We start from the raw sequence: 20,352 nt of genomic DNA on the forward strand, positions 1-20,352 counted from the left end.
AATTTTGAGGGGGTATTATATACTAACGCGCTTATACTAGCTCAAAGTCCCTCCATTAAATGATAAGGGGCCACGAGGCTCCCTTGTTGTAAAACAAGGGTGTGCGAGTAGCCCTTCGGAAATTTTCGGGATTTTTGAAGTCACCCAGAAAGTGTACCTGTTTAACCCGCTTGAAAGGATTACCGCGGATGTTTGAAAACCTGTCCGGTCGTTTAGAGGACATTTACAACAAAATTAAGGGACGCGGCAAGCTCAAGGAAGCTGATGTCGATGAGGCGTTGAAGGAAATCCGGGTTGCCCTGATCGAAGCCGACGTTTCCCTGCCCGTTATCAAGGATTTCCTCGAGCAGATTCGCGAAAAAGCGATCGGTCAGGAAGTCATGGAGAGTCTCACTCCGGGCCACATGATGGTCAAGGTGGTGAATGAAGAATTGATTCTCCTGTTTGGTGATGCCGCAGTGGGTGTGCAGATATCCCCGGAACCACCGACGATCATCCTCATGGCCGGATTGCAGGGATCGGGTAAAACCACGACCTGCGGCAAGCTGGCACGTATGCTCAAAAAGGACGGCAAGAACGTCCTGCTGGTTCCAGCAGACGTGTATCGTCCGGCGGCTATTGAACAGCTCAATGTACTGGGACGTGATCTGGAAATCGACGTGTTCCAGGCCGGTGATGAAAAAGACCCGGTCGCTATCTGTAAAAATGCCGTGGCTCAGGCGCGTAAGGATGTGAAAGGCGTGGTCATCCTCGATACCGCAGGTCGTCAGCAGGTCGATGACGAGTTGATGGAAGAGTTGCGCAAGATCAAGGGTGCAACCGATCCGCATGAAATATTGTTTGTGGCCGATGCCATGATGGGTCAGCAGGCGGCGGAAGTTGCCAAAACGTTCCACGATGCCGTTGGCCTCGATGGTGTGGTATTGACCAAGATGGATGGTGACGCGCGTGGTGGTGCCGCGCTGTCGATCAAATCCGTAACCGGCAAGCCGATCAAATTCATCGGAACCGGGGAAAAGCTGGATGCGTTCGAAGCATTCCACCCGGACCGGATTGTCTCCCGCATGCTCGATATGGGTGATGTGCTCACCTTTATCGACAAGGCACAGGAGGCGTATGACCTGGAGCAGAGTAAAAAGCTCCAGAAGAAAATCAAAAAGAACGAATTCGATTTTGACGATTTCCGCGATCAGCTTCGGCAGATTAAAAAGATGGGATCGATGCAGCAGATGCTGGCGATGATCCCCGGAGCCAGCAAGTTGCTCAAGGGTGTTGAGGTGGATGAGTCGCAGTTCACCCGTATTGAGGCCATGATCGATTCCATGACTCCTTACGAGCGGGCGAACCATCAGATGATCAACACCAGCCGGAAAAAACGGATTGCCCAGGGGAGTGGAACCCAGGTCAACGAGGTCAAACGGCTTCTTAAGCAGTTTGTCCAGATGAAAAAAATGATGAAGAAATTTTCCTCAGGCAAAATGCCACGCGGACTCAATCTGGGTGGTATGCTGGGGAGGTAGGCTTTGTTCAAGGTAGCGCCATTTCGAATCGTTAATCAGGCGAAACCGAAATTACAGGATTTGTAGAAAGTTCCCTTGGGGATTTTCTCAAAACTTACCGGGGGCAACCCCTAAATTGAATCTTTTGTGGTCGAAAGGAGAATGCATTGGCTGTAGTAATCAGATTGAGCCGACGAGGAGCAACAAAAAAGCCCTTCTACCGAGTGGTGGCTGTGGATAAAAGAAAACGCCGTGACGGACGTTGTCTTGAAGTGTTGGGGACATTCGATCCTCTCACTGAAAACGAACCCTTTAAAGTTGATTTGGATAAAGCCAGGGGTTGGATTCAGAAAGGTGCCAAACCTTCTGATACCGTTGCATCGTTTCTCAAAAAAGCGGGTGTTGAGGTATAAGGGTTTTCCTTCTCAACTGACTTGACCTGAGTTCTCCATTCGCGTTGAAGATCGAGCGGACCGACACGATGTGTTCCCGTTGCGGAGGGTTTGGGTATGAAGGAACTGATAGAAGTGATCGTGAAAGCGTTAGTGGATTTCCCCGATCAGGTGGATATTCAGGAAGTTGAAGGAGAAAAGACGACTGTCCTGGAATTGAGGGTCGCCAAAGAAGATCTGGGCAAAGTGATCGGCAAACAGGGTAAAACGGCGCGAGCCATGAGAACTATCCTGAACGCCAATGCCACCAAATTGAAAAAACGCGCCGTCTTGGAAATTATTGAATAAAATGCACTGGGTCCCGGTGGGAAGGCTCGTGAAGCCGCATGGCCTCAAGGGCGAATTTAAATTCAAGCCGGAGATCTCCGATACAACCCTTTTGGGCGACCTGAAAAAGGCGCGTCTCGAATCGGACCCGGAGACCGCCGCGCCCCGGACTATTTCCTCCCTGCGAGGTCACGGACTTCGCCTTATTCTCAAACTGGAAGGCATCAACAGCATCGAAGAGGCCGAACCTCTTTGCGGGTTGTCCCTTCTGGTTTCTCAAGACGAATTTCCCCGACTACCCGACGGTGAATACTACTGGTTTCAGATTCATGGCCTCAAGGCCTACGATGAAACCGGAAAATATTTCGGGACGGTATCTGAAATTATTGAAACCGGAAGCAACGATGTATACGTGGTACGGGAAGGTTCCAACGAACTTCTCCTGCCCATGATCGACGAGGTGGTACGCAGTATCGACCTCGACCAACAAAAGCTGGTTTTTCATGCCATCGACGGACTCCTCTAGAACCATTCATTTCGATATCATTTCCCTCTTCCCCGAAATGTTTGAAGGGCCCTTTCAGGAGAGTATCCTCGACCGTGCGCGGGAGGAAGGTTTGCTCGATGTCCGGTTACACAACCTGCGCGACTACACACTGAACAAACATGGCAAAGTGGATGACACTCCGTTTGGAGGCGGAGCGGGTCTGGTCATGAATATTGAACCGATCGATCGCGCGTTGCAGGCAATCAAACAGGACCGGCCCCAGGCATTGACGGTTTTGCTGTCGCCCAGCGGCAAACGGTTCGACCAGAAAAAAGCGCGGGAACTGGCGGATAGCAACCAGATCATCCTTATTTGCGGACGCTATGAAGGTGTTGATGAGCGAGTGGCGGAAACCCTGGTGGATGAACAATTGTCGATCGGTGATTATGTGCTTTCCGGAGGAGAAATCCCGGCCATGGTTCTGGTCGATGCGGTGACCCGCCTGATTCCCGGTGTGGTGGGGGATCCCGCCTCATTGGATGAAGAGTCGTTTGAAAACGGATTGCTGGAATACCCGCAGTACACCCGTCCGCGTGATTATAAAGGAAGTGAAGTGCCGGAGGTTCTGGTCTCCGGCGATCATAAAAAAATCAAGGAATGGCAGCGCAAGGCCGCACTGAAAAAAACAGCGCGCCATCGGCCTGACCTGCTTGAACAACTCAATCTGAATAATGAAGAACGCGCGATGATCGACGAGACGAATAATGAGTGAGGCCATAAAGCCGCGGATCTTCGTCGCGCTGGTGCACTACCCGGTACTCAATAAACAGGGTGATATTGTTACCTCTTCGGTGACCACTCTTGATGTGCACGATATGTCCCGCATCTGCCGGACATTTGCCGTCGAAACTTTTTTCGTAGTCACCCCGCTGGAATCCCAGCACCAGTTGGTCGAACGAATGGTGGCGCACTGGATGAAAGGGTTCGGGTCGAGATACAATCCCACCCGCAAAGAGGCCTTGACCTCAACAATGGTGGTTAAAAATATTCAGGAAGCCGGTAAGAAAATTGAAGAGGAGGTGGGAAGGGCTCCCAGAATCGTGGTGCCGGATGCCAAGCCCTTTCCCCAGAGCGTGACTTACGATGAGGCCCGATTGGCTTTTCAGCAGGATGAAGGCCCGTATTTGATCCTGTTTGGTACAGGTTGGGGGCTGGAGCGTAATATGGTAAAGCGGGCCGATATGATCCTGGCGCCGATTGACGGGATCAATGGCTATAATCACCTGCCGGTACGGGCCGCCACCGCTATAATTCTGGACCGGCTTTTGATAAAGCGGCACGAAGACTGATCTGACCAATCCAAGGGGATAACGATTTGAAAAATCAGGGGGAATATTTCCTATTGCCCACCCCCTGGGGACCTGATATAATCACCGTTTTCCAGTTACAGGATCACAGGAGCGAAGGTAATGAATCTGGTTGATGCTATTGAAAAGAAAGAGATGAAGGAGCAGCCTCCCGTAGTGCGGATTGGTGACACCGTGAAGGTGCACATGCGCATTGTTGAAGGGGAGAAAGAGCGCATCCAGGTCATCGAAGGCGTTGTCATCAAAATGCGGGGAGCCGCCAACCGCAAAACCATCACCGTCCGGAAAATTTCATTCGGAGTCGGTGTGGAACGAATTTTCCCAATCCATTCTCCGCGTGTTGAAAAAGTGGATATTGTGAAGCATGCAAAAGTACGCCGTGCCAAACTCTACTTCCTGCGCGAACTGCGTGGTAAAGCGGCTCGCTTGAAGGAAATCAAGAAAGCCCCAACGGAGAAGAAAAGTAAAACGCGCAGTCGAGGCAAAAAAGCCAAGGCAGCCCGTGCGAAAAAAGCCGTTTAAGCAACACAACCAACGGACAAATTTAAAAAGCCCGCCCCCTTCCTGGGGGCGGGCTTTTTGTTTCAGGGAATGAGGAGGTGCACCCCCTGAAAAATCAATGCCCCCGCTTATCGAAGTACTCGTCGTAACGGTGAGTGAAGTCCTTGGCTTCACCCAAAGGCATGTGACAACCACGACATTTGGTGTAGTTCGCTTCAATCGGTTTTCCCTCTGCTGAGAACGCAGAAAAAATCCAGTCCCCGTTTTTCAGATCTTTCGGGGCGTGGGCTCCCCAGCCTTTTCCTTTTTGCATGACATAAATTTTGGCCAGGTTATCTTTAACCACTTTTCCGTGTTCATTCTTGAGGACGTTTCCATCCTTATCTTTTTTGGCACTGTAGATTTCCATTACCAGAGTGGTTCCATCTGGAAAGGCATCTCCTTTTTTGGTTTTGGAAGCTTCCGGACTAATAAAAAGATCCCGTACCATGTTTTTCTTTTGTACCGATTTTAAAAAGGTGGGCCACTCGGAATAGTCCGGGAAAGACAGTTGCCCGTCTTTAGGACCTTCACCCGCGTTGGCCTGCATGGCAGGGACGAGAATCAATCCGGTAATCAAGGCCAGTGAAGCCTTACCTGCAACGTTTGAAAAATATTGTTTGCAGAAACTTTGAAAGCTCATTTCTGAGGCTCCTGAAAAATTTTTTTGAGAAAAGGACTCCCGGCACCGGTTTGCCATCGAATGCCGGGAGTCGCGACTCAGGCCGAATCAGGTCACAAGACCAGATCCGGTTGGGAGTGCACTTGGGCACAAGCCCGCCTGCACGCCCGGTGGTCAATCCTCCTTGGGGGTGGAGGATTGAAAATTTAAAATCACAATGCCAGGGCTCAGGTCTTCCACTTTCAAATTCAAGCGATGGACCCAGCTTTGATCTACCCCAATCTGGACCTCTTCATCCTGAAACCATTCGACAATAGTCTTGAGCTCTTCATCCATTCCCTGTTTTTTGAACCAGACAATTCCTTCCCCGGTCAGCGCCAGACGGATTTCAGGTCGGACCCGGTCCGCATTTTGACGCATATGCAAATTCACCTGTGCCAGAGATTCCTTTAGTCCTTCCAATGTGGTTGACTCCACCCGGTACATGAGTTTTTGCGGTATAGATGCTCGTACCACGTGGGGTTTTGTGGACATTGAAGCCTCTGCCGGTGTCAGCCAGGACCCGGCAAGTAACACAAACATATTGCTCCAGAGAGAAAGATGGCCTTCCATCGTTTTCATGGGCACACTCCTTGTTAAGCCGAGGCCAATAGCAAAGGAAAACCGGCAAAAGACGGAATTCCGCTTTGGGTCAAAAAGGCTTAACTCAATTAAATTTTATTTGGGATTTGTTATTAGTAAGACAGGAGTGCCCGTTTGGGAGGGGGCGCGATCTTGGGGATAGATCGGGAAAGCAGGGGATGGATTGCAGGAAATAGTTCCTGATCCGAGCAGTACGTTTCATCCGGGGTGGATACAATTGCAAAATAGGTTGCGTCGGTTTTCACAATGGATGCGCCATGGGGACCCGTATGGCCACCACACTCGGCACGAAGCTTTTCAACACCATTGTCATCCATTTTGCGGGACTGCATGTGCGGGCAGGGTTGCTCTGACGAATGCCCGTTCAGAATACAATGCAGGGATTGTCCCTCATTTTTGGCCTGAATATGCTGCTTGTGCTGATGAAAGGGAGAATGCGCGCTGTGATCCTGCAATAGAGCAGGGCCCTCATGGATATGAGGCGAGCCCGGATGAGCCCACACAGTACCGGCTGATAGAACTGCCACGACCATAATGGCGGTCTTCAAAATGAGGCGTATTTTCCAAGTCATGAAATTATTATATAACGGAAATTTTAAAAAGGTCGAGAAAAATTTTTAACGGCTAAGTTTTTTAAGACTTGAGAGCGCAAAGCGGACAACTTTCAAATTTTTCTAAATTTATCTTAAGTCAGGATTAATTGGAACAAGTTGCGCTGTCATGTTTTTCTCGTTTGATAAATGATCAAGGGCATCGTAAAGGGAATCGAGACCTTTGGATACGGTGCCTTCAATATGCACATAATAGGTTGGCTTTTCGCCTTCGCCAATGTTGGAGTCCAGATTCAAAATATTGAGCCCGGCCTCTGCCAGAGCGGTTGTGATGTCTCCCACGATACCCGGACGGTCGTCGGCATAAAGGCTGATGCGGACATCAGGAGATACATAGTGCTCATGGCTGCCAGCTACGGGTTCGGCGCTTCCACTCAATTGCAATTGCTGAGAGAGAGTCACAACAAGAACTTCAAACTCCGGACGCTCTCCTTCGAACTCCACCATCACCATGATAGTGAAATAGTTACCGAGCCTTGCCATGGAGGACGCCCCAAGGTTACAGCCCTTCTGGCATAGTTCAGCAGATAATTGCGCAACAATTCCCGGTCGATCATGACCGATCATGGATACCATGTACCACTGGCTCATAGTCATTACTCGTTTAAGTGAAAGGATGACGTACTCTAACCGATTCGAGTTCGGCCTTCAATTACTATTACAGGATGGAGCGGGAGAGGGGGATAAAGCAGCTCAGGCTTAATGAGCGTCCAGATGCATGGCAGGGGCTGCCCCACTTGGGGTTGGTCGGGGCGCAGGTTTAACTGCAGGCGCTTTCTTTTTTATCAATTTTGTTTTTAACGGGGCGAACAGCGCGTTGGCAGTTTGTCCGGCCTGCTTTGCCTGACTCACCTTCTGCGGCTGACCGGAATTGACGAATGAAACACCAAGGCCGTATTTATTAGGATTGTCCCGGTATATTTGCTGTGCTTTTGGAAGCAGCCGTCGAATCTGGTTAATGCGGGTTGCGTCTGCCGGATGTGTCGATAAAAATTCAGGAGGCTGCTGGGAGCCTGTCTTCACACTGGCAAACCTTCGCCAGAATTGTTCAGCTTCCGCCGGGTCGTATCCCGCCTTGGCCATGTAGATGGTCCCAATTTCATCCGCTTCGGATTCCATTCCGCGACTGAAGGGCAGCATCACTCCCAGTTGCGCGCCAAGTCCCAATGCGCCCATGATCATTCCGCGCTGACTGTTGTCGGCCATGCTGATTGCAGCAGTTGCCATGCCTGCCTGTACCACCATGTCCTGGGACATACGTTGTGCACCGTGTCGGGCGATTACATGGGCAATTTCGTGTCCCATCACCGCCGCCAGCCCCGCTTCATTTTTGCAAACAGGAAGCATGGCGGTGTAGATTGCCGTTTTACCCCCGGGCAGCGCAAAAGCATTGAGCTGGTCGGATTCAATCAGACGGAATTCCCACTTAAGGTTCGGCATGTTGGTCACTGCAGCAATGCGCCTTCCCACGCGCTCGACCACCGCTGTGTAGTCCTTATTTGGAGACAGTGTTTCTTTCTCAAGGACCTGCTGAAAGGCCTGCTCGCCAAGCTGCATTTCCTGCGAGAACGGTACGAGAATAAGCGCACTTTTGCCGGAAACCGGGGTGGTGGTGCAGCCGGTAAGGCTCCAACTGAGCAGAATAAGCAGGGTCGTCAGGAATCGATACATGCCTCATTATAGGATTTACAGACAGCCAGTTGCAAGGGTCAGTTGAAAGTTGCGGTACCTCTGAGAATCTCATAATATGCGACCCTGGAGAGGGTACATGGAAGACTTTGAAAAACAGGCGATAGAACAAGGTTATCAATGCATTGCAGGAGTGGACGAAGCAGGGCGAGGGCCATTAGCGGGGCCCGTCACAGCCGCTGCCATCGTGTTGCCGCAGGATCCAGATTTACCCGGTCTCGATGATTCCAAAAAACTGACTGAAGAACGTCGGGAATTTTTCTATGACAAACTGACACGGCTGACGGACCTCTGGTTCGTCGCAGTGGTGGATTCCCCCTGCATCGACGAAATCAATATATTGCAGGCAACGCGACTGGCCATGAAACAGGCTGTCGAAAAATTAAAGGTAATGCCGGATCTTGTATTGGTTGATGGAAATCAGAGAATTGACATACAACCCGACCAGCAAACTCTGGTAAAAGGTGACCAGCGTTGCCTATCCATTGCCGCTGCCTCTGTGCTGGCGAAAGTAACGCGGGATCGCCTGATGCACGATTACCACCGTCAATTTCCTGTTTATGGATTCGAGCAGCACAAGGGTTATGGAACGAAACTCCACCGCGACAGTATTCGCGAACACGGTCCCTGCGAAATTCATCGCAAGTCATTTAAAGGCGTGAAAGAATATCTGTGATGCCTGATTCAAAAATAACAGAACCGGATTCATTGTCCCGACTCAACAAGCGGTGGTGTCAAAACCCGGTGGATGCAAAGGCAGCCGCTTCGCTTGAGGAAGCGCTTCGAGTGTCTCGCACTCTCGCTCATTTGCTTGCCGGGCGCGGTCTTGCCGAAATCGAGGTGGCCCGGTTCTTCCTCGACGCTTCTCTCGATAATTTGCACGATCCCTTTTTAATGACCGGCATGCAGCAGGCGGCAGAACGGGTTTGCCAGGCCGTGAATGCCGGTGAGCAGATCACGGTGTTCGGCGACTACGATGTTGACGGGGTGACCTCCGCCGCGTTGATGGTGCATTTTTTCCGCGAGCTTGGCGCACCGATCGACTACTACCTGCCCGACCGTAAACAAGAAGGTTATGGGGTCAACAACGCCGCACTGAAAGAAATAAAAGACCGGGGTTCCGGATTGGTCATCACAGCAGACTGCGGGATCACAGCCGTAAAAGAAACTGAGTACGCTAATGGACTCGGACTCGATGTGATCATCACCGATCACCATCAGGTGGGGGATGAAGGTCTGCCTCCTGCCATCGCCGTGCTCAATCCGCATCAACCGGACTGCACCTATCCCTTTAAATTTTTGTCGGGTGTTGGCATCGTTTTCAAACTGGCCGCAGCGATCCGTCGGGCTCTCCACGAAAAAGGATGGGAAAAAGATCGCCTGCCGAATTTAAAGCAGCACCTCGATTTATTCACGCTCGGAACAATTGCCGATCTTGCACCACTCACCGGGGAAAACCACGTGCTCACCGTGCACGGACTCGAAGCCGTGCGCACCACGCAGAAACCGGGCCTCGTTGCGCTCAAGTCGGTTTCAGGGTGCAGCGGCAGGATCGACGCGTTCTCAATCGGTTTTGGTTTAGGCCCGCGTCTCAACGCGGCCGGGCGCATGGGCAAAGCGGATACCGGGTTCCACCTGCTGGTGGCGGACGATCTCAACGCCGCGATGGAGCAGGCGAAGGGTTTGGATGACATCAATACAAAGCGTAAGGAAACACAGGGCTGGGTGCTGAAAGAAGCGGAGTATCTTGTCGAGCGCGAAGTTGATCTTGAGCGCGATCGTGTGCTGGTGCTGGCTTCGGAAAATTTTCATCCCGGGGTCATCGGCATCGTCGCCTCCAAACTGGTCGATCAATACCATCGTCCGGTGGTGATGATCGCGATTGACGATAAAGGCATTGGCAAGGGCTCGGCCCGCAGTATCAAAACGTTCAACCTGCACCGTGCCTTCGGTGAATGTCAGGAACATGTCATCCAGTTCGGGGGGCATGCCTACGCTGCCGGACTCACCATTGAACAGGAGCGCATCGACAATTTTCGACAGGCGATCAATTCGGTTGGGCACCGGATTTTAAGTGAACACCATCTGATTCCCGAGATAAGTTGGGATATTGAGCTGGAACTGTCGCAGATTGATTGGAAGTTTTATAAAGAGGTTTCGAAGCTGGAACCGTTTGGACAACTCAATCCATCGCCAATATTTATTTCAAAGAGTGTGACGTTGAAGGATTTCAGGAAAATCGGTAAGGAAAAAAATCACGTTCGTTTTAAAGTCACGCAGGGCAAATCCAGGATTGAAGTGATCGGGTTTTTGATGGCGCACGCTTTCGCGGGATTAAAAGATGGCGACACGCTGGACATCGTCTACCAGCTGCACCGCAACGATTTCTCCGGCTCCGCCAAACTCGAACTCAAACTACTGGATTTTAGGGTCTAAGAAAGATTAGATAAGAGTTGTCTGGATTTTTAAAAACACGGTTTTTCTTTTAGGCAGGTTTGTTAGACAATTTTTTCGCATCACTTGTTGTATTGAGAATAGTTGTTTGTAGAGACCAATATAAATAATGTCACCCTGAGCTTGTCGAAGGGGGGCCTCCTTTATGTTTAATGAAACGTTACCATGTCTATATTTTAAGGTGCCGGGATGGCAGTTATTACACAGGCGTTACGAATGATTTGACTAAGCGGGTGTGGGAACATCAAAATGGCTTGATCAAAGAATGCTATACGCAGGGTCGAAGACCTGTAGAGTTGGTTTTTTCTGAAATGTTTGCAAATATTCATCATGCAATTGAGGTGGAAAAGAAAATTAAGGGATGGAACCGTCAAAAGAAAGAGGCCTTGATTGAAAGGCGGTTTGAAGATTTACCCTTTTTGGCGAAGAGTAAACCCAGGAAATAACGCTGCCGCCCTTCCCTTCGACTTCGCTCAGGACATGCTCTAGGCTCAGGGTGACAGCGAAAAGCTCAGAATGACAGGAGGGTGTTTTTTGGGTTTGATTGTCAGGAACCATTTTGGACAGAGATGTTTTTTAAAAAAGCACCAAAACTACCGCATGTCATTCTGAGGATCCCGGAGGGTGACGAAGAATCTCGCCTTTGTTTTTGACTTGGGGTTTTTGATGAAAGAATATTTTGTTTACATTCTGACCAATCCTTCCGGGACTCTTTACACGGGCGTTACCAATAGCCTTGAGCGAAGAATGGCTGAGCACAAATCGGGAATGTTGCCAGGTTTTGCGAGTCGATACTGCTTAGGCCGTTTGGTGTATTTTGAAAAAACGGATCAGGTGGAGTCCGCGATTAATCGAGAAAAACAAATCAAAGGTTGGAAACGAAAAAAGAAAATCGAATTGATTGAGTCGATGAATCCAAACTGGAAAGATTTGAGTAAGGCGTGATTATTTAAAAAGGGCAAAGGCGAGATTCTTCGCCTGCGGCTCAGAATGACATACGGTGAATTTGCTGTTTCAAAAATGACCTGAAATATCAAAATGGTTTGTAGCAGGCTTTTTCTTTAAGGGCCCCGCTCACCGACCCCTGTCTTAAAATACCAAAAATCCAAATCGGTCATTCTGAGCCGCAGGCGAAGAATCTCGCCTTTGTTTGTGCTTTTGCTTAGCCGTTTTTAGTGTTTACTGTCAAAATTATCTCTTGGCATTCTTGGGTTTTAAATGAGAGACGAAGCATAGAAAAAAATTTTGAAATTGTTTTTCAGGAAAACTTGTGGGGAGTAAAAAATGATTTGCGACGAAATTTATGAAGCCATAAACGATCCCGACGACGATGGGACTCGCGTCAATTATATTGCAGATGAATTCCGTGGCGAACGGGATGCAATTGAAATCCTCGAACTATTAAATTCAAGTGACTCTGAACTGATTTCAATAGGAGCGTGGATTCTTGATGAAATTTGCTTCGATAAATATAAAAAGAAAGGGGAAATTATTTTTCGATTGGTTGATCTATGTTCACACGAGGATAGCAACGTTCGATACAGCGTTCTTGGTGCTTTGTATGCTGTTTTTGAAGTAGATAAACAGTTTGCTCGAAAAATTTTAGGAAAAATGAGACTGGATGTTGATGAAGGTGTTCGTAACTCAGTCCAACTCATAACCGAAAAGCTTTCTTTGTATAAAGAGTAGGGCAAGAATGATTAGTTGGCCAAAACCATTCCGGCCAACTGATTGAGCTGCATAGAAACTACTCCACCCTCACAGCTTGTTTGGGTTCTAGTTGGGCAGCTATTCTTGCGGGATACAATCCGGCAAGGCCCGCGATCAGCCAGAAGATGAGCGTTGCGCCGATCAAAAAACCGTAAGGAAAAAATACCTGGATGGTCCAGCCGAAGGACTGTTTGTTGATCACAAAGATCAATAGATAAGACACGATCCCTCCTGCAATCAATCCCATCACGGACCCGATCAACCCGAGCAGTCCCGCCTCGATCATCACCATCTTTTTCACCTGTTCTTTAAAGGCTCCGATAAAACGCAAGATACCGATCTCGCGCCGACGTTCAATGATAAGGGAGATGAGTGTGTTGAACAGGCCGAGCATGGCGACCCCGGCCCCGATGATTTCGAGCGAGTAGGTGATGGCAAAGGTCTTGTCAAAAATATTGAGCACTTCTGTTTTCAACTCCGCGTTGGAACGTACCAGAATACGGTGATCGGTCCCCACTCGTTGCATAATTTCGGCCCGTACTTTTGATAACTCCGCAGGGTTGTCGAGGTAGACGACAAAGCTGTTGACGTTGGGGTCTCTGTAGTATTTTAAAAATGTAGTGCGGTCGATGATGACGTAACCGCGTTCCTGCGAGTAGTCATAATAGATGGCGACCACTTCCAGGTTGAGGGCTCCGTTGGGTGTGTTCAGCGGTATGGTGTCCCCTGGTTTGATATCGTGTTTGAGAGAAAACGCTTCCGAGACAATGGCGCGGTTGTGGTTGACGGTGAGTTTAGCCAGCGATTGTGTCGGCGGCCCTTCCTTGATGACAAGCTGACCATAACGTGACAGCGCGTTGAAATCACCTGATCCTAATATGGCCGGTTCGTCTTCATAACTGATATTGATAGCGCGGAACAGATCCACGGCCTTGACTCCAGGAGTCTCCCGCAAGGCCTCAACCTGTTTTAGGGGAAGCGTGTAATGGTAGTCGATGTTTTTCCCCGGCTGGGCACGGACGAACAGGTCGGCTTTTAATGTCTGCCCGATCCACACTTCAACCGTTTGCCGGAAACTGTGCACCATGATGCCCATGCTGATGACCATCATGAACGCGATGGCAAGTGACGAGACACAAATGGCGTTGCGCCCGACGTTTTGTGCGAGATTGCGACAGGCCAGCAGACCTTCCCCGCGAAACCAGTGTGTGCACAGGCCACGAGTGAGGTCGCGTGTCAACAAAAGGGCCGAGGGTGCGAACAATGATAATCCAAGAATTAAAAGCGCCACTGAAAGGAAACCGAAAAACGGGAAATTGCCAATGGGCGGTAGTTGTGAACTCAATCCGGCCAGTAAAAAAACCATCACGCCACTGCGTGTGAGTCGGCGGTTGCCCCGGAAAACTTTCAGGTCGTAGCTACCGCGGCGCATCACGATAGTCGGTGGAGTGAGGGCAGCTTCCCTGGCAGGAATAAGAGCCGAGGCCAGTGAAAGACCGAGTCCTAAAAGAAAATAGGGTCCGGTCTGGTTCCAATGGAAATCGATTTCGGAGGCATGAGTTGGCAGGTAAAGGTTATTGACCGTGATGTTTACCGCATCGAGTGAAAACTGGGCGAGACCGTAACCGAGGACGATCCCGATGGCCGAGCCTATGGCGCCGATGATCCCGGCTTCCAGAATAAAGATCAATGCGATCAATAGTGGAGTGGCCCCCATGGCGCGCAAGGCACCGATCTCCATGCGGCGTCGAACGACGGAAAGCGAAATCATGTTGTAGATCAGATAGAGACCCACCAGCAGCGCGACAAAGCTGAGGGCGGACAGGTTGTATTGAAAAGCCCGCAGCATTTTCTCGACCTGTCTGTTTTTCCGCTCTGGCCGGTCGATGCGTAAAAACTCCGGCAGTACTTCACGGATTTTTTCCTGCATGGCATCGAACTTCCCACCATTTTTAAACTCGACATCTATGCGGTCGAGCTTGCCGATTTTATCGAACAGGAGTTGCGCCCCGGCGATATCCATCAAGGCAAAGTTGCCATTCAAGGCTCTCGCTATACCGGTGTTATCAAGCACGGCGTTAACGTGCAGTTCTTTTTTATGCCCGTTGACCTGGAAGAAAATTTTCTGCCCCGGACTGTATTGCGTACCGGGAATGAATTTGCCGGGCAGGATGATGCTCTGTGGATCGAGGATGAGTGGCAACAGTCCCATCAGGTCGTTGGCCGTGGTCTTCATGGAAAAATCGCGTATCCCGGAATCCTGCAACAGGTCGGTGCCCAGAATTTCGACCACCTCACCCGTGGATTCTTCGACGCCATAACCTTCAATAACCGGGTAGGCCTTGATCCATTTTCTAAGCGGTAACAGTTTTTTGAAATGGGTTTCGTCAAACGGCATGCCTTCAGCGGTGATCACCGCATCAGCTTTGCCGAGAACGAGGTCGAGGCTCTGGCTGAAAGAAAGCAGGGTCTGATGGTTGGCGAGTTGAATGCTGAGAAAAACGGATACACCGATCGCGACCCCAAGTGTGGTGAGTCCGGTGCGAAATGGATCGCGCCATAAGGGTCTCAGGATGAGAGCCGTGAACAGATCAAAAAAATATTTTAACGAGCGCATGCGTTTCCGGAAACTTCAGAAAAAATAGTTTGGGTTTTGGTCATGAGTATCAGGTCGAAGCTTGGGTACTGTCGTTTACCAGACGACCGTCCTTGATTTCAAAATGCCGGTTGCCGTATTGGGCCGCTTCCGGATTGTGGGTGACCACCACCACGGTGGTATTAAAATCACGGCAGGCCTGTTGCAGCAATTCCAGAATGCGTTGACCGTTTTCAGAATCGAGATTGCCGGTCGGTTCATCGGCCAGGATCAGGTGCGGCTGATGCACGAAGGATCGAGCGATGGCGACGCGCTGCATTTCGCCTCCCGAAAGTTCTGCTGGAAAAGATTCAAGTCGGTGCCCCAGTCCAACATAGTCGAGCAGTGTCTGGATCCGCTTGATGGCTTTGCCCGGTGCGTGGCTGAGCAGGAGCGGCAGTTCAACATTCTCTCGTACTGTGAGAGTGGGCAGGAGATTGAAAAACTGGAACACGAAACCGATCTCTTTTCTGCGCAGTCGGGTCAATTCGTCATCGGACATCTGAGAGATCAGTTTGCCGTTCAGGGTGACCTCACCTTCGTCCGGCAGGTCGAGTCCGCCCATGCAATTGAGCAGGGTGGTTTTACCACCACCGCTCGGTCCCATAACGGTGACAAAATCACCCGCGTTCATTTCAAGGTTGATGTCCTTGAGAGCCGTGACGCGCACACTTCCGGCCTCATAAGACTTTGAGACGTTCCTGAGTTGGATAATAGGAGATTCCATGAGGCAGAAGTTTAACAATATTCCGTGTTGCAGGCATGCTTTTTCAAAGCAAGAATTGAGGGAAACGACATAAAGCTTTACCAGATATAGGGTTTGGGCGCAAAAGGGGTTTATTGTCAGCTTGTTATGTAAAAACCATTGATTGACAAAATACCATTTGTTGAATAAATTGTTTGCTTGGAATTTGAATGATTATCATGGGTTAATTGTTTCTAAAACGGGCAGTTACGAAACCTTTGACCTCCAAAAATTAAATTCTGCAAATAGGTTTTGCAGTCCGGGCTAAGCCTGAATGAAGGGGAGGATAGCGAACGTGAAAATAAAAATCGAGGCAGTGATAGTCGGGGCACTGTTATTTCTGGTGACAGCCGGAAATGCCCTGGCTCACGATGATGCCAAAATGACATTGAATCAACAAATCGGCCACGGCAATATCACAGCCGAAGGTCCTACAGGGTTGTTTCTCAATCCCACATCAAACCCATTGGCAGAAGGCGAACTGGTTGTCCAGTACTGTGCCGCTCTTCTGGAGGATGTCGAAAACAATAATTTTAACAGCCACAATGCCCTGATTGCCTACGGTATTAAAGACTGGCTGGAAGTCGGCGCCATCGGAAAGGTATTGGACGTCGATAAATTGGGCTCTGGTGGTGCCGCAGCAAGCGCGCCCTGTGGTCCTGGTACAGGCGGACCCGGAGGCCCGGGACCTGGTCCTGGTGGCCCTGGCGGAGCCAACACTCCCTGTCGCAGCGATGACTTTGGCGCAGGTGGACCTTTCGCCCGTATCAAGGTTCTCAACGAAGCCAAATGGATCCCGCAAATGGCGGTCGGTGGAATTTCAATTATCGGCGACGATGCACTGGAACAGCACACCCTGTTCTTCGCCTTGTCCAAAAACTTTTCACTGCGATCAATGGGCCTCCCAGTCGATTTCAAACTGAATGCAGGCGTGAAGAAGCTCTGGTTCGAGCAGTTGGCCGATGACCATGCAGGCTATTTTGGTGCTGAGGTTAAATTGCCCAAGCATGTTTATCTGGTGGGAGAAATCCAGCAGGAGACCCAGGGGTCAACGGCGGTTCCATGGTCTGCGGGTGTGCAGGTGCGTCATCCGGAGGGTTACGGATTCAGCCTTGCGGCACTTCAGCCGGGTGGCAGCAATAATGTTGGTATTTTTATCGGGGTGGGAATCAACTTCGAGTGATCGTCAAACGCCGAATTCGCGCATCAACGTTTCGGCGCGTTCGACATCGACTCGCGCCCCCAGCGTTCGGAACCGTTCCCGGGCCTGCCTGATTTTTTCCTGCGCCTGCTCATTCTCCCCTTCTTTCCATAATGCATGAGCCAGGTGCAGGAGTGTCCGGGCGGCTTCCTGTTCGCGTTTGAGGTGTTCGTACCGCTCGAGAGCTTTCAAAAGAAAAGCACGGGCCTCTTCCCCTCCCTGTTGCATCATGTGGACCCGTCCCAGGCCACGGCAGGCACCCGCGTGAGCCAGTGGATGATTGTCCTCTTTAAACTCTTCGATTACACGGTCAAACACTTCCCTCGCACAATTGAAATCATCGCAGGCCAGATAACTTTCCCCCAGGATCACCAGAGATTGTCCAAGCAGCAGGGCGTTACCCGTCGAGCCCAGGTTATTGATAGCCTCCTGGGCCCAATGCACCGCGTCGGTTCCCTCTTCCAGTTCAATGGCAGCAACGGCAAGGTTGATCTGCGCCAGAGTCACTCCTCGAACATTCCCGATTTCCTGAAACGCGGTCAATGCTTTCTGGTGATGCTCCCGGGTTAGTTTAAAGTCGCCGAGGCTCATTCCCAGATTGCCGAGGTTGATATGGGCACCGGCGACAAACTCGGTCATTCCAATCCGGTTCCAGATTTGGAGCGCTGATTCAAAATGGCGCTGGGCCTCACTGTAATGGCCTTCATCCCGACGGGCATTGCCCATCTGGTTGCTGGCATTGGCAAGATCAGACAAACTGGATGTCTGCCGAGCCGATGCGTAGGCTTGCGAGTAGAGTGCTACTGCCTGCTGGAACCTGCCTTGCGCGTGATGAATCTTGCCTTCAAACAGATCCGCCCTGATCGATGGCACGGTGTCGGTGGGGGGGATCATGGTTCGGTAACGTCCCAGGTATTCGAGTGCCTTCTCCATATTACTTTGCAGGTAATGCAGTTCTCCAAGGTCGTATAAAACGTTCATCTGAGTTTTGGGAGACCGGTCATCCTGCATACTGGCTTCCAGGGCCTGACTGAGCAGAGCCAGGGCAACATCCGCTTTTCCAAGCTTGAGGCTCACCGCTGCATGCAGGCGGTTGGCTTCTGCCTTGTCATGGCTACGCCGGGCGATGCGGTGCATGCCTTGCGCCATTTCTTCTGCCTCGGCATAGCGTCCGAGCCGAAGCAAAATTTCTGCAGAGCTTCCAAGCGCCAGTACCTTGATGTGCAGACCCTTTTCACGCCAGGTTTCAACTTTGGAGATCATTTCCTGGGCGCGGTTGTAACGGGTGAGGGCTTCCTCATTGAGAAACATGGCGGCGGCGCGGTCTCCGGCGCTGAGGTTGGCCTGTGCAGCCCCCTCCCATTGTTCTGCCCGTTCGTAGTGATGCGCCAGCAATTCCGAAGCAATGTTGAGATCACCACCGGCCGCATCCAGAAGAGATTCACCAATCTGTCCGTGCAACTCTTTACGATCCTTGATGAGCATGGTCTCGTAACTGGCTTCGCAAAGGAGGGGATGGTTGAAGGTCCACCGTGGTACCGAGACGTCCAGGCCCGAGACATCCTGGACCATTGACTTGCCCTCCAGTTGTGGCAGGAGGGAAGGCAAGGGAGGCCCTTGCCATTTGGGTTGTTCGCGCACCTTCTCGGCAATGTTCAGATTGAATTCATATCCTTGTACAGAGAATTGCTGAAGTAAATTCCGTTCCGGTGCTTCCAGCCGATCGAGTCGCGAAACCTGGGCGTTAAATAAAGAAGAGGGCAGGACAGCCGCTGTGGCATCGGGACAACAGTACCAGGTGCCATCATCATGAGTCTGGATAATTTCTTCCGTGACCAGGGCGCGCACAAGTTCTTCGAGAAACTGGGGAACGCCGCTTGCCCGGGTCACCAGGTTGGAACGCAACGCTTCAGACAACTCCGCTCCCCGGACCAGTCGGTCCAGCAGGGTGTGCGCCACTTCATCCGAAAACGGCATGAGCTCCAGCGTTTTGCGGTGCGGTCCCATTGAGGGTTCCCGCGTTGTCGCGACAATGGGCAAAGGCCAGTGCCCGGTTTTTTCAGCCAGGGAAGTGAAAAACTTTACAGACGCCTCGTCGGCAATTTCCCAGGAGTGCAATACCAGGATGATGTTGGGGTATTGCCTGCCGAACCTTTCCAGAAGGGCTGTGATACTTTGTTCCAGAATGCGGCGCAGTGTTTGTGGATCGCGGTCCGGTGGCGGAACCGAAAGTCGGCGCGGGGCGTACAGGTACCACAAGGCATCACCAAAGGTGGCCATGTCGATTCCGAGAGTCGGCTCAAGAGCTTCCAGTTGTTCGCGCTCGGTGGTCGGGATATGGATGCGTAACACTTTATGGACCAGGGCACGGACCATCAGCTGCACCAGTCCAAATGGCTGGCGCTGTGAGTTTGGTGTTGCGCTGAGAGGTACCTGTTGATGCCTGGGGAGGTGCCGCATGGCTTCCTCGACCAACCGGGTTTTACCGACACCGGCTTCGCCGGTCACCTCGATCCACTCCGGATCTCTTTCTCCAGCATTCAGCAGGTCGATCAGGTTTTGCAGTTCCTTTTCGCGCCCGATGAGTGGAGCGGAAATCGGGTCGCGGTCAATAGCATCCCGTTCCGTTATTTCTTTTTCGAGGATGCGTGCTTCAACCGGATGTTCCTTACCCTTGACCTTGATGAACTGGACCGGGCCGAACTGGAACTGGCTGCGGACCCGGCGGGCCACTTCACCCGAAACCTGAACGCTGCCGGGAGGGGCGTTCGATTCCATGCGCGAGGCCAGGTTGACTGTGTCACCCATCACCGAATAGTCTTTGCGAAACTCCGCTCCGATTTCGCCAGCAAGCACCAGGCCGCAATGGATTCCAATCCGCATCCTTAAATTAACGCCGGTTCGAGCCTGGTGTTGCTCACTGAACTCGGCCAGAAAAGCCTGCATGCCGAGGGCTGCCCGGCAGGCGCGCTGTGGGTCGTCTTCGTGGGCCACGGGAGCCCCGAACAGCGCCATCACGTTGTCGCCGATGTATTTGTCGATGTACCCGTCTTCTTCCCGGATGGAAAGTCCAAGCCCTTCGAACACAAGATTCATGATGCTATGAACTTCCTCCGGGTCCAGCTTTTCACTCATGGCAGTGAATCCACTGACATCAGCAAATAAAACCGTAACATCGCGGCGCTCGTTCCGGACCAGCGGGGGTTTGGATTCCGTTTGTACAGGGACAGGTGGTGGTGGAGAGGGAGGTGCCGGTGCCGGGGCTGCTGTGGGTTCAGCCGATGCGGGTCCGGCTTCGGCAAAATTGTGCCCGCAGCCACCACAGAATTTAAAACCAGGGGGACTCTCGAATCCACACTTCGGGCAATTCATCGATATAAGTCCTTAAAAAGCGCACTGGATGACGTGCTTTTAGGTTCTATCGATGCCTC

21 protein-coding genes are annotated in these 20,352 nt (G+C 51.1%); 13 read left to right on the plus strand and 8 right to left on the minus strand.

Translation table 11 applies throughout. The features are described from left to right. The first annotated feature begins 188 nt into the window (after window positions 1–188). The 7 genes from ffh to rplS all read left to right on the plus strand — a co-directional run bounded on the left by ffh (window position 189) and on the right by rplS (window position 4,594). Complete coding sequence (ffh, locus tag G3M70_08575) at window positions 189–1,520, plus strand: signal recognition particle protein (GenBank protein QPJ61924.1); 1,332 nt, start codon at window positions 189–191, stop codon at window positions 1,518–1,520. Window positions 1,521–1,666: 146 nt separating this feature from the next. After that, complete coding sequence (rpsP, locus tag G3M70_08580; GenBank protein QPJ61925.1) at window positions 1,667–1,912, plus strand: 30S ribosomal protein S16; 246 nt, start codon at window positions 1,667–1,669, stop codon at window positions 1,910–1,912. A gap of 96 nt (window positions 1,913–2,008) precedes the next feature. Further along, window positions 2,009–2,239 carry a KH domain-containing protein gene (locus G3M70_08585; protein ID QPJ61926.1) on the plus strand — a complete coding sequence of 77 codons (231 nt, stop codon included), beginning with the start codon at window positions 2,009–2,011 and terminating at the stop codon, window positions 2,237–2,239. A 1-nt stretch (window position 2,240) separates the two neighbouring features. Continuing rightward, window positions 2,241–2,744: a 16S rRNA processing protein RimM gene (rimM, locus tag G3M70_08590; protein QPJ63763.1), complete on the plus strand. Its 504-nt coding sequence runs from the start codon at window positions 2,241–2,243 to the stop codon at window positions 2,742–2,744. Next, window positions 2,722–3,477 (plus strand): tRNA (guanosine(37)-N1)-methyltransferase TrmD, encoded by a 756-nt coding sequence (gene trmD / locus G3M70_08595; protein ID QPJ61927.1) that lies wholly within the window; start codon window positions 2,722–2,724, stop codon window positions 3,475–3,477. The genes rimM and trmD overlap by 23 nt, the downstream gene beginning before the upstream one ends. Then, window positions 3,470–4,054, plus strand: a complete 585-nt coding sequence (locus G3M70_08600) for an RNA methyltransferase (protein ID QPJ61928.1) — start codon at window positions 3,470–3,472, stop codon at window positions 4,052–4,054. Before trmD ends, G3M70_08600 begins: the two co-directional genes overlap by 8 nt. A 120-nt stretch (window positions 4,055–4,174) precedes the next feature. Further along, the gene (rplS, locus tag G3M70_08605) at window positions 4,175–4,594 is read left to right on the plus strand and encodes a 50S ribosomal protein L19 (protein ID QPJ61929.1); all 420 of its coding nucleotides are present in this window, start codon (window positions 4,175–4,177) and stop codon (window positions 4,592–4,594) included. A gap of 94 nt (window positions 4,595–4,688) precedes the next feature. On the opposite strand, the gene G3M70_08610 is transcribed toward rplS, so the two are convergent. The 5 genes from G3M70_08610 to G3M70_08630 form a co-directional block, all read right to left on the minus strand. Next, window positions 4,689–5,255, minus strand: a complete 567-nt coding sequence (locus G3M70_08610) for a cytochrome P460 family protein (protein ID QPJ61930.1) — start codon at window positions 5,253–5,255, stop codon at window positions 4,689–4,691. A gap of 153 nt (window positions 5,256–5,408) precedes the next feature. Then, window positions 5,409–5,855: a hypothetical protein gene (locus G3M70_08615; GenBank protein QPJ61931.1), complete on the minus strand. Its 447-nt coding sequence runs from the start codon at window positions 5,853–5,855 to the stop codon at window positions 5,409–5,411. A 113-nt stretch (window positions 5,856–5,968) separates the two neighbouring features. Then, window positions 5,969–6,448 carry a hypothetical protein gene (locus G3M70_08620; GenBank protein ID QPJ61932.1) on the minus strand — a complete coding sequence of 160 codons (480 nt, stop codon included), beginning with the start codon at window positions 6,446–6,448 and terminating at the stop codon, window positions 5,969–5,971. Between the two features lie 108 nt (window positions 6,449–6,556). Then, window positions 6,557–7,084, minus strand: coding sequence for an ACT domain-containing protein (locus tag G3M70_08625; protein ID QPJ61933.1), 528 nt, complete (start codon window positions 7,082–7,084; stop codon window positions 6,557–6,559). Window positions 7,085–7,186: 102 nt separating this feature from the next. Beyond that, window positions 7,187–8,158 (minus strand): M48 family metallopeptidase, encoded by a 972-nt coding sequence (locus G3M70_08630; GenBank protein QPJ61934.1) that lies wholly within the window; start codon window positions 8,156–8,158, stop codon window positions 7,187–7,189. Between the two features lie 97 nt (window positions 8,159–8,255). Here G3M70_08630 and G3M70_08635 point away from each other — a divergent pair, with 97 nt between their 5' ends. The 5 genes from G3M70_08635 to G3M70_08655 all read left to right on the plus strand — a co-directional run bounded on the left by G3M70_08635 (window position 8,256) and on the right by G3M70_08655 (window position 12,319). Further along, complete coding sequence (locus G3M70_08635; GenBank protein ID QPJ61935.1) at window positions 8,256–8,852, plus strand: ribonuclease HII; 597 nt, start codon at window positions 8,256–8,258, stop codon at window positions 8,850–8,852. After that, window positions 8,852–10,612 carry a single-stranded-DNA-specific exonuclease RecJ gene (gene recJ / locus G3M70_08640; GenBank protein ID QPJ61936.1) on the plus strand — a complete coding sequence of 587 codons (1,761 nt, stop codon included), beginning with the start codon at window positions 8,852–8,854 and terminating at the stop codon, window positions 10,610–10,612. Before G3M70_08635 ends, recJ begins: the two co-directional genes overlap by 1 nt. Before the next feature lie 170 nt (window positions 10,613–10,782). Further along, window positions 10,783–11,076 carry a GIY-YIG nuclease family protein gene (locus G3M70_08645; protein QPJ61937.1) on the plus strand — a complete coding sequence of 98 codons (294 nt, stop codon included), beginning with the start codon at window positions 10,783–10,785 and terminating at the stop codon, window positions 11,074–11,076. 220 nt (window positions 11,077–11,296) lie between these two features. Continuing rightward, window positions 11,297–11,575 carry a GIY-YIG nuclease family protein gene (locus tag G3M70_08650; GenBank protein QPJ61938.1) on the plus strand — a complete coding sequence of 93 codons (279 nt, stop codon included), beginning with the start codon at window positions 11,297–11,299 and terminating at the stop codon, window positions 11,573–11,575. Between the two features lie 339 nt (window positions 11,576–11,914). Continuing rightward, window positions 11,915–12,319 carry a hypothetical protein gene (locus tag G3M70_08655; protein ID QPJ61939.1) on the plus strand — a complete coding sequence of 135 codons (405 nt, stop codon included), beginning with the start codon at window positions 11,915–11,917 and terminating at the stop codon, window positions 12,317–12,319. A 58-nt stretch (window positions 12,320–12,377) separates the two neighbouring features. On the opposite strand, the gene G3M70_08660 is transcribed toward G3M70_08655, so the two are convergent. Next, a complete protein-coding gene (locus tag G3M70_08660; GenBank protein QPJ61940.1) occupies window positions 12,378–14,957 on the minus strand; it encodes an FtsX-like permease family protein in 2,580 nt (859 codons plus the stop codon). A gap of 49 nt (window positions 14,958–15,006) precedes the next feature. Then, the gene (locus G3M70_08665; protein QPJ61941.1) at window positions 15,007–15,702 is read right to left on the minus strand and encodes an ABC transporter ATP-binding protein; all 696 of its coding nucleotides are present in this window, start codon (window positions 15,700–15,702) and stop codon (window positions 15,007–15,009) included. Between the two features lie 313 nt (window positions 15,703–16,015). Between G3M70_08665 and G3M70_08670 the strand changes: the two genes are divergently transcribed. Further along, window positions 16,016–16,903: a hypothetical protein gene (locus tag G3M70_08670; GenBank protein QPJ61942.1), complete on the plus strand. Its 888-nt coding sequence runs from the start codon at window positions 16,016–16,018 to the stop codon at window positions 16,901–16,903. 3 nt (window positions 16,904–16,906) lie between these two features. Here G3M70_08670 and G3M70_08675 read toward each other — a convergent pair whose 3' ends face one another. After that, the gene (locus G3M70_08675; GenBank protein QPJ61943.1) at window positions 16,907–20,293 is read right to left on the minus strand and encodes a tetratricopeptide repeat protein; all 3,387 of its coding nucleotides are present in this window, start codon (window positions 20,291–20,293) and stop codon (window positions 16,907–16,909) included. Between the last annotated feature and the right edge of the window lie 59 nt (window positions 20,294–20,352).

It is taken from the genome of Candidatus Nitronauta litoralis, assembly GCA_015698285.1.
Classification (GTDB): Bacteria; Nitrospinota; Nitrospinia; order Nitrospinales; family Nitrospinaceae; genus Nitronauta; species Nitronauta litoralis.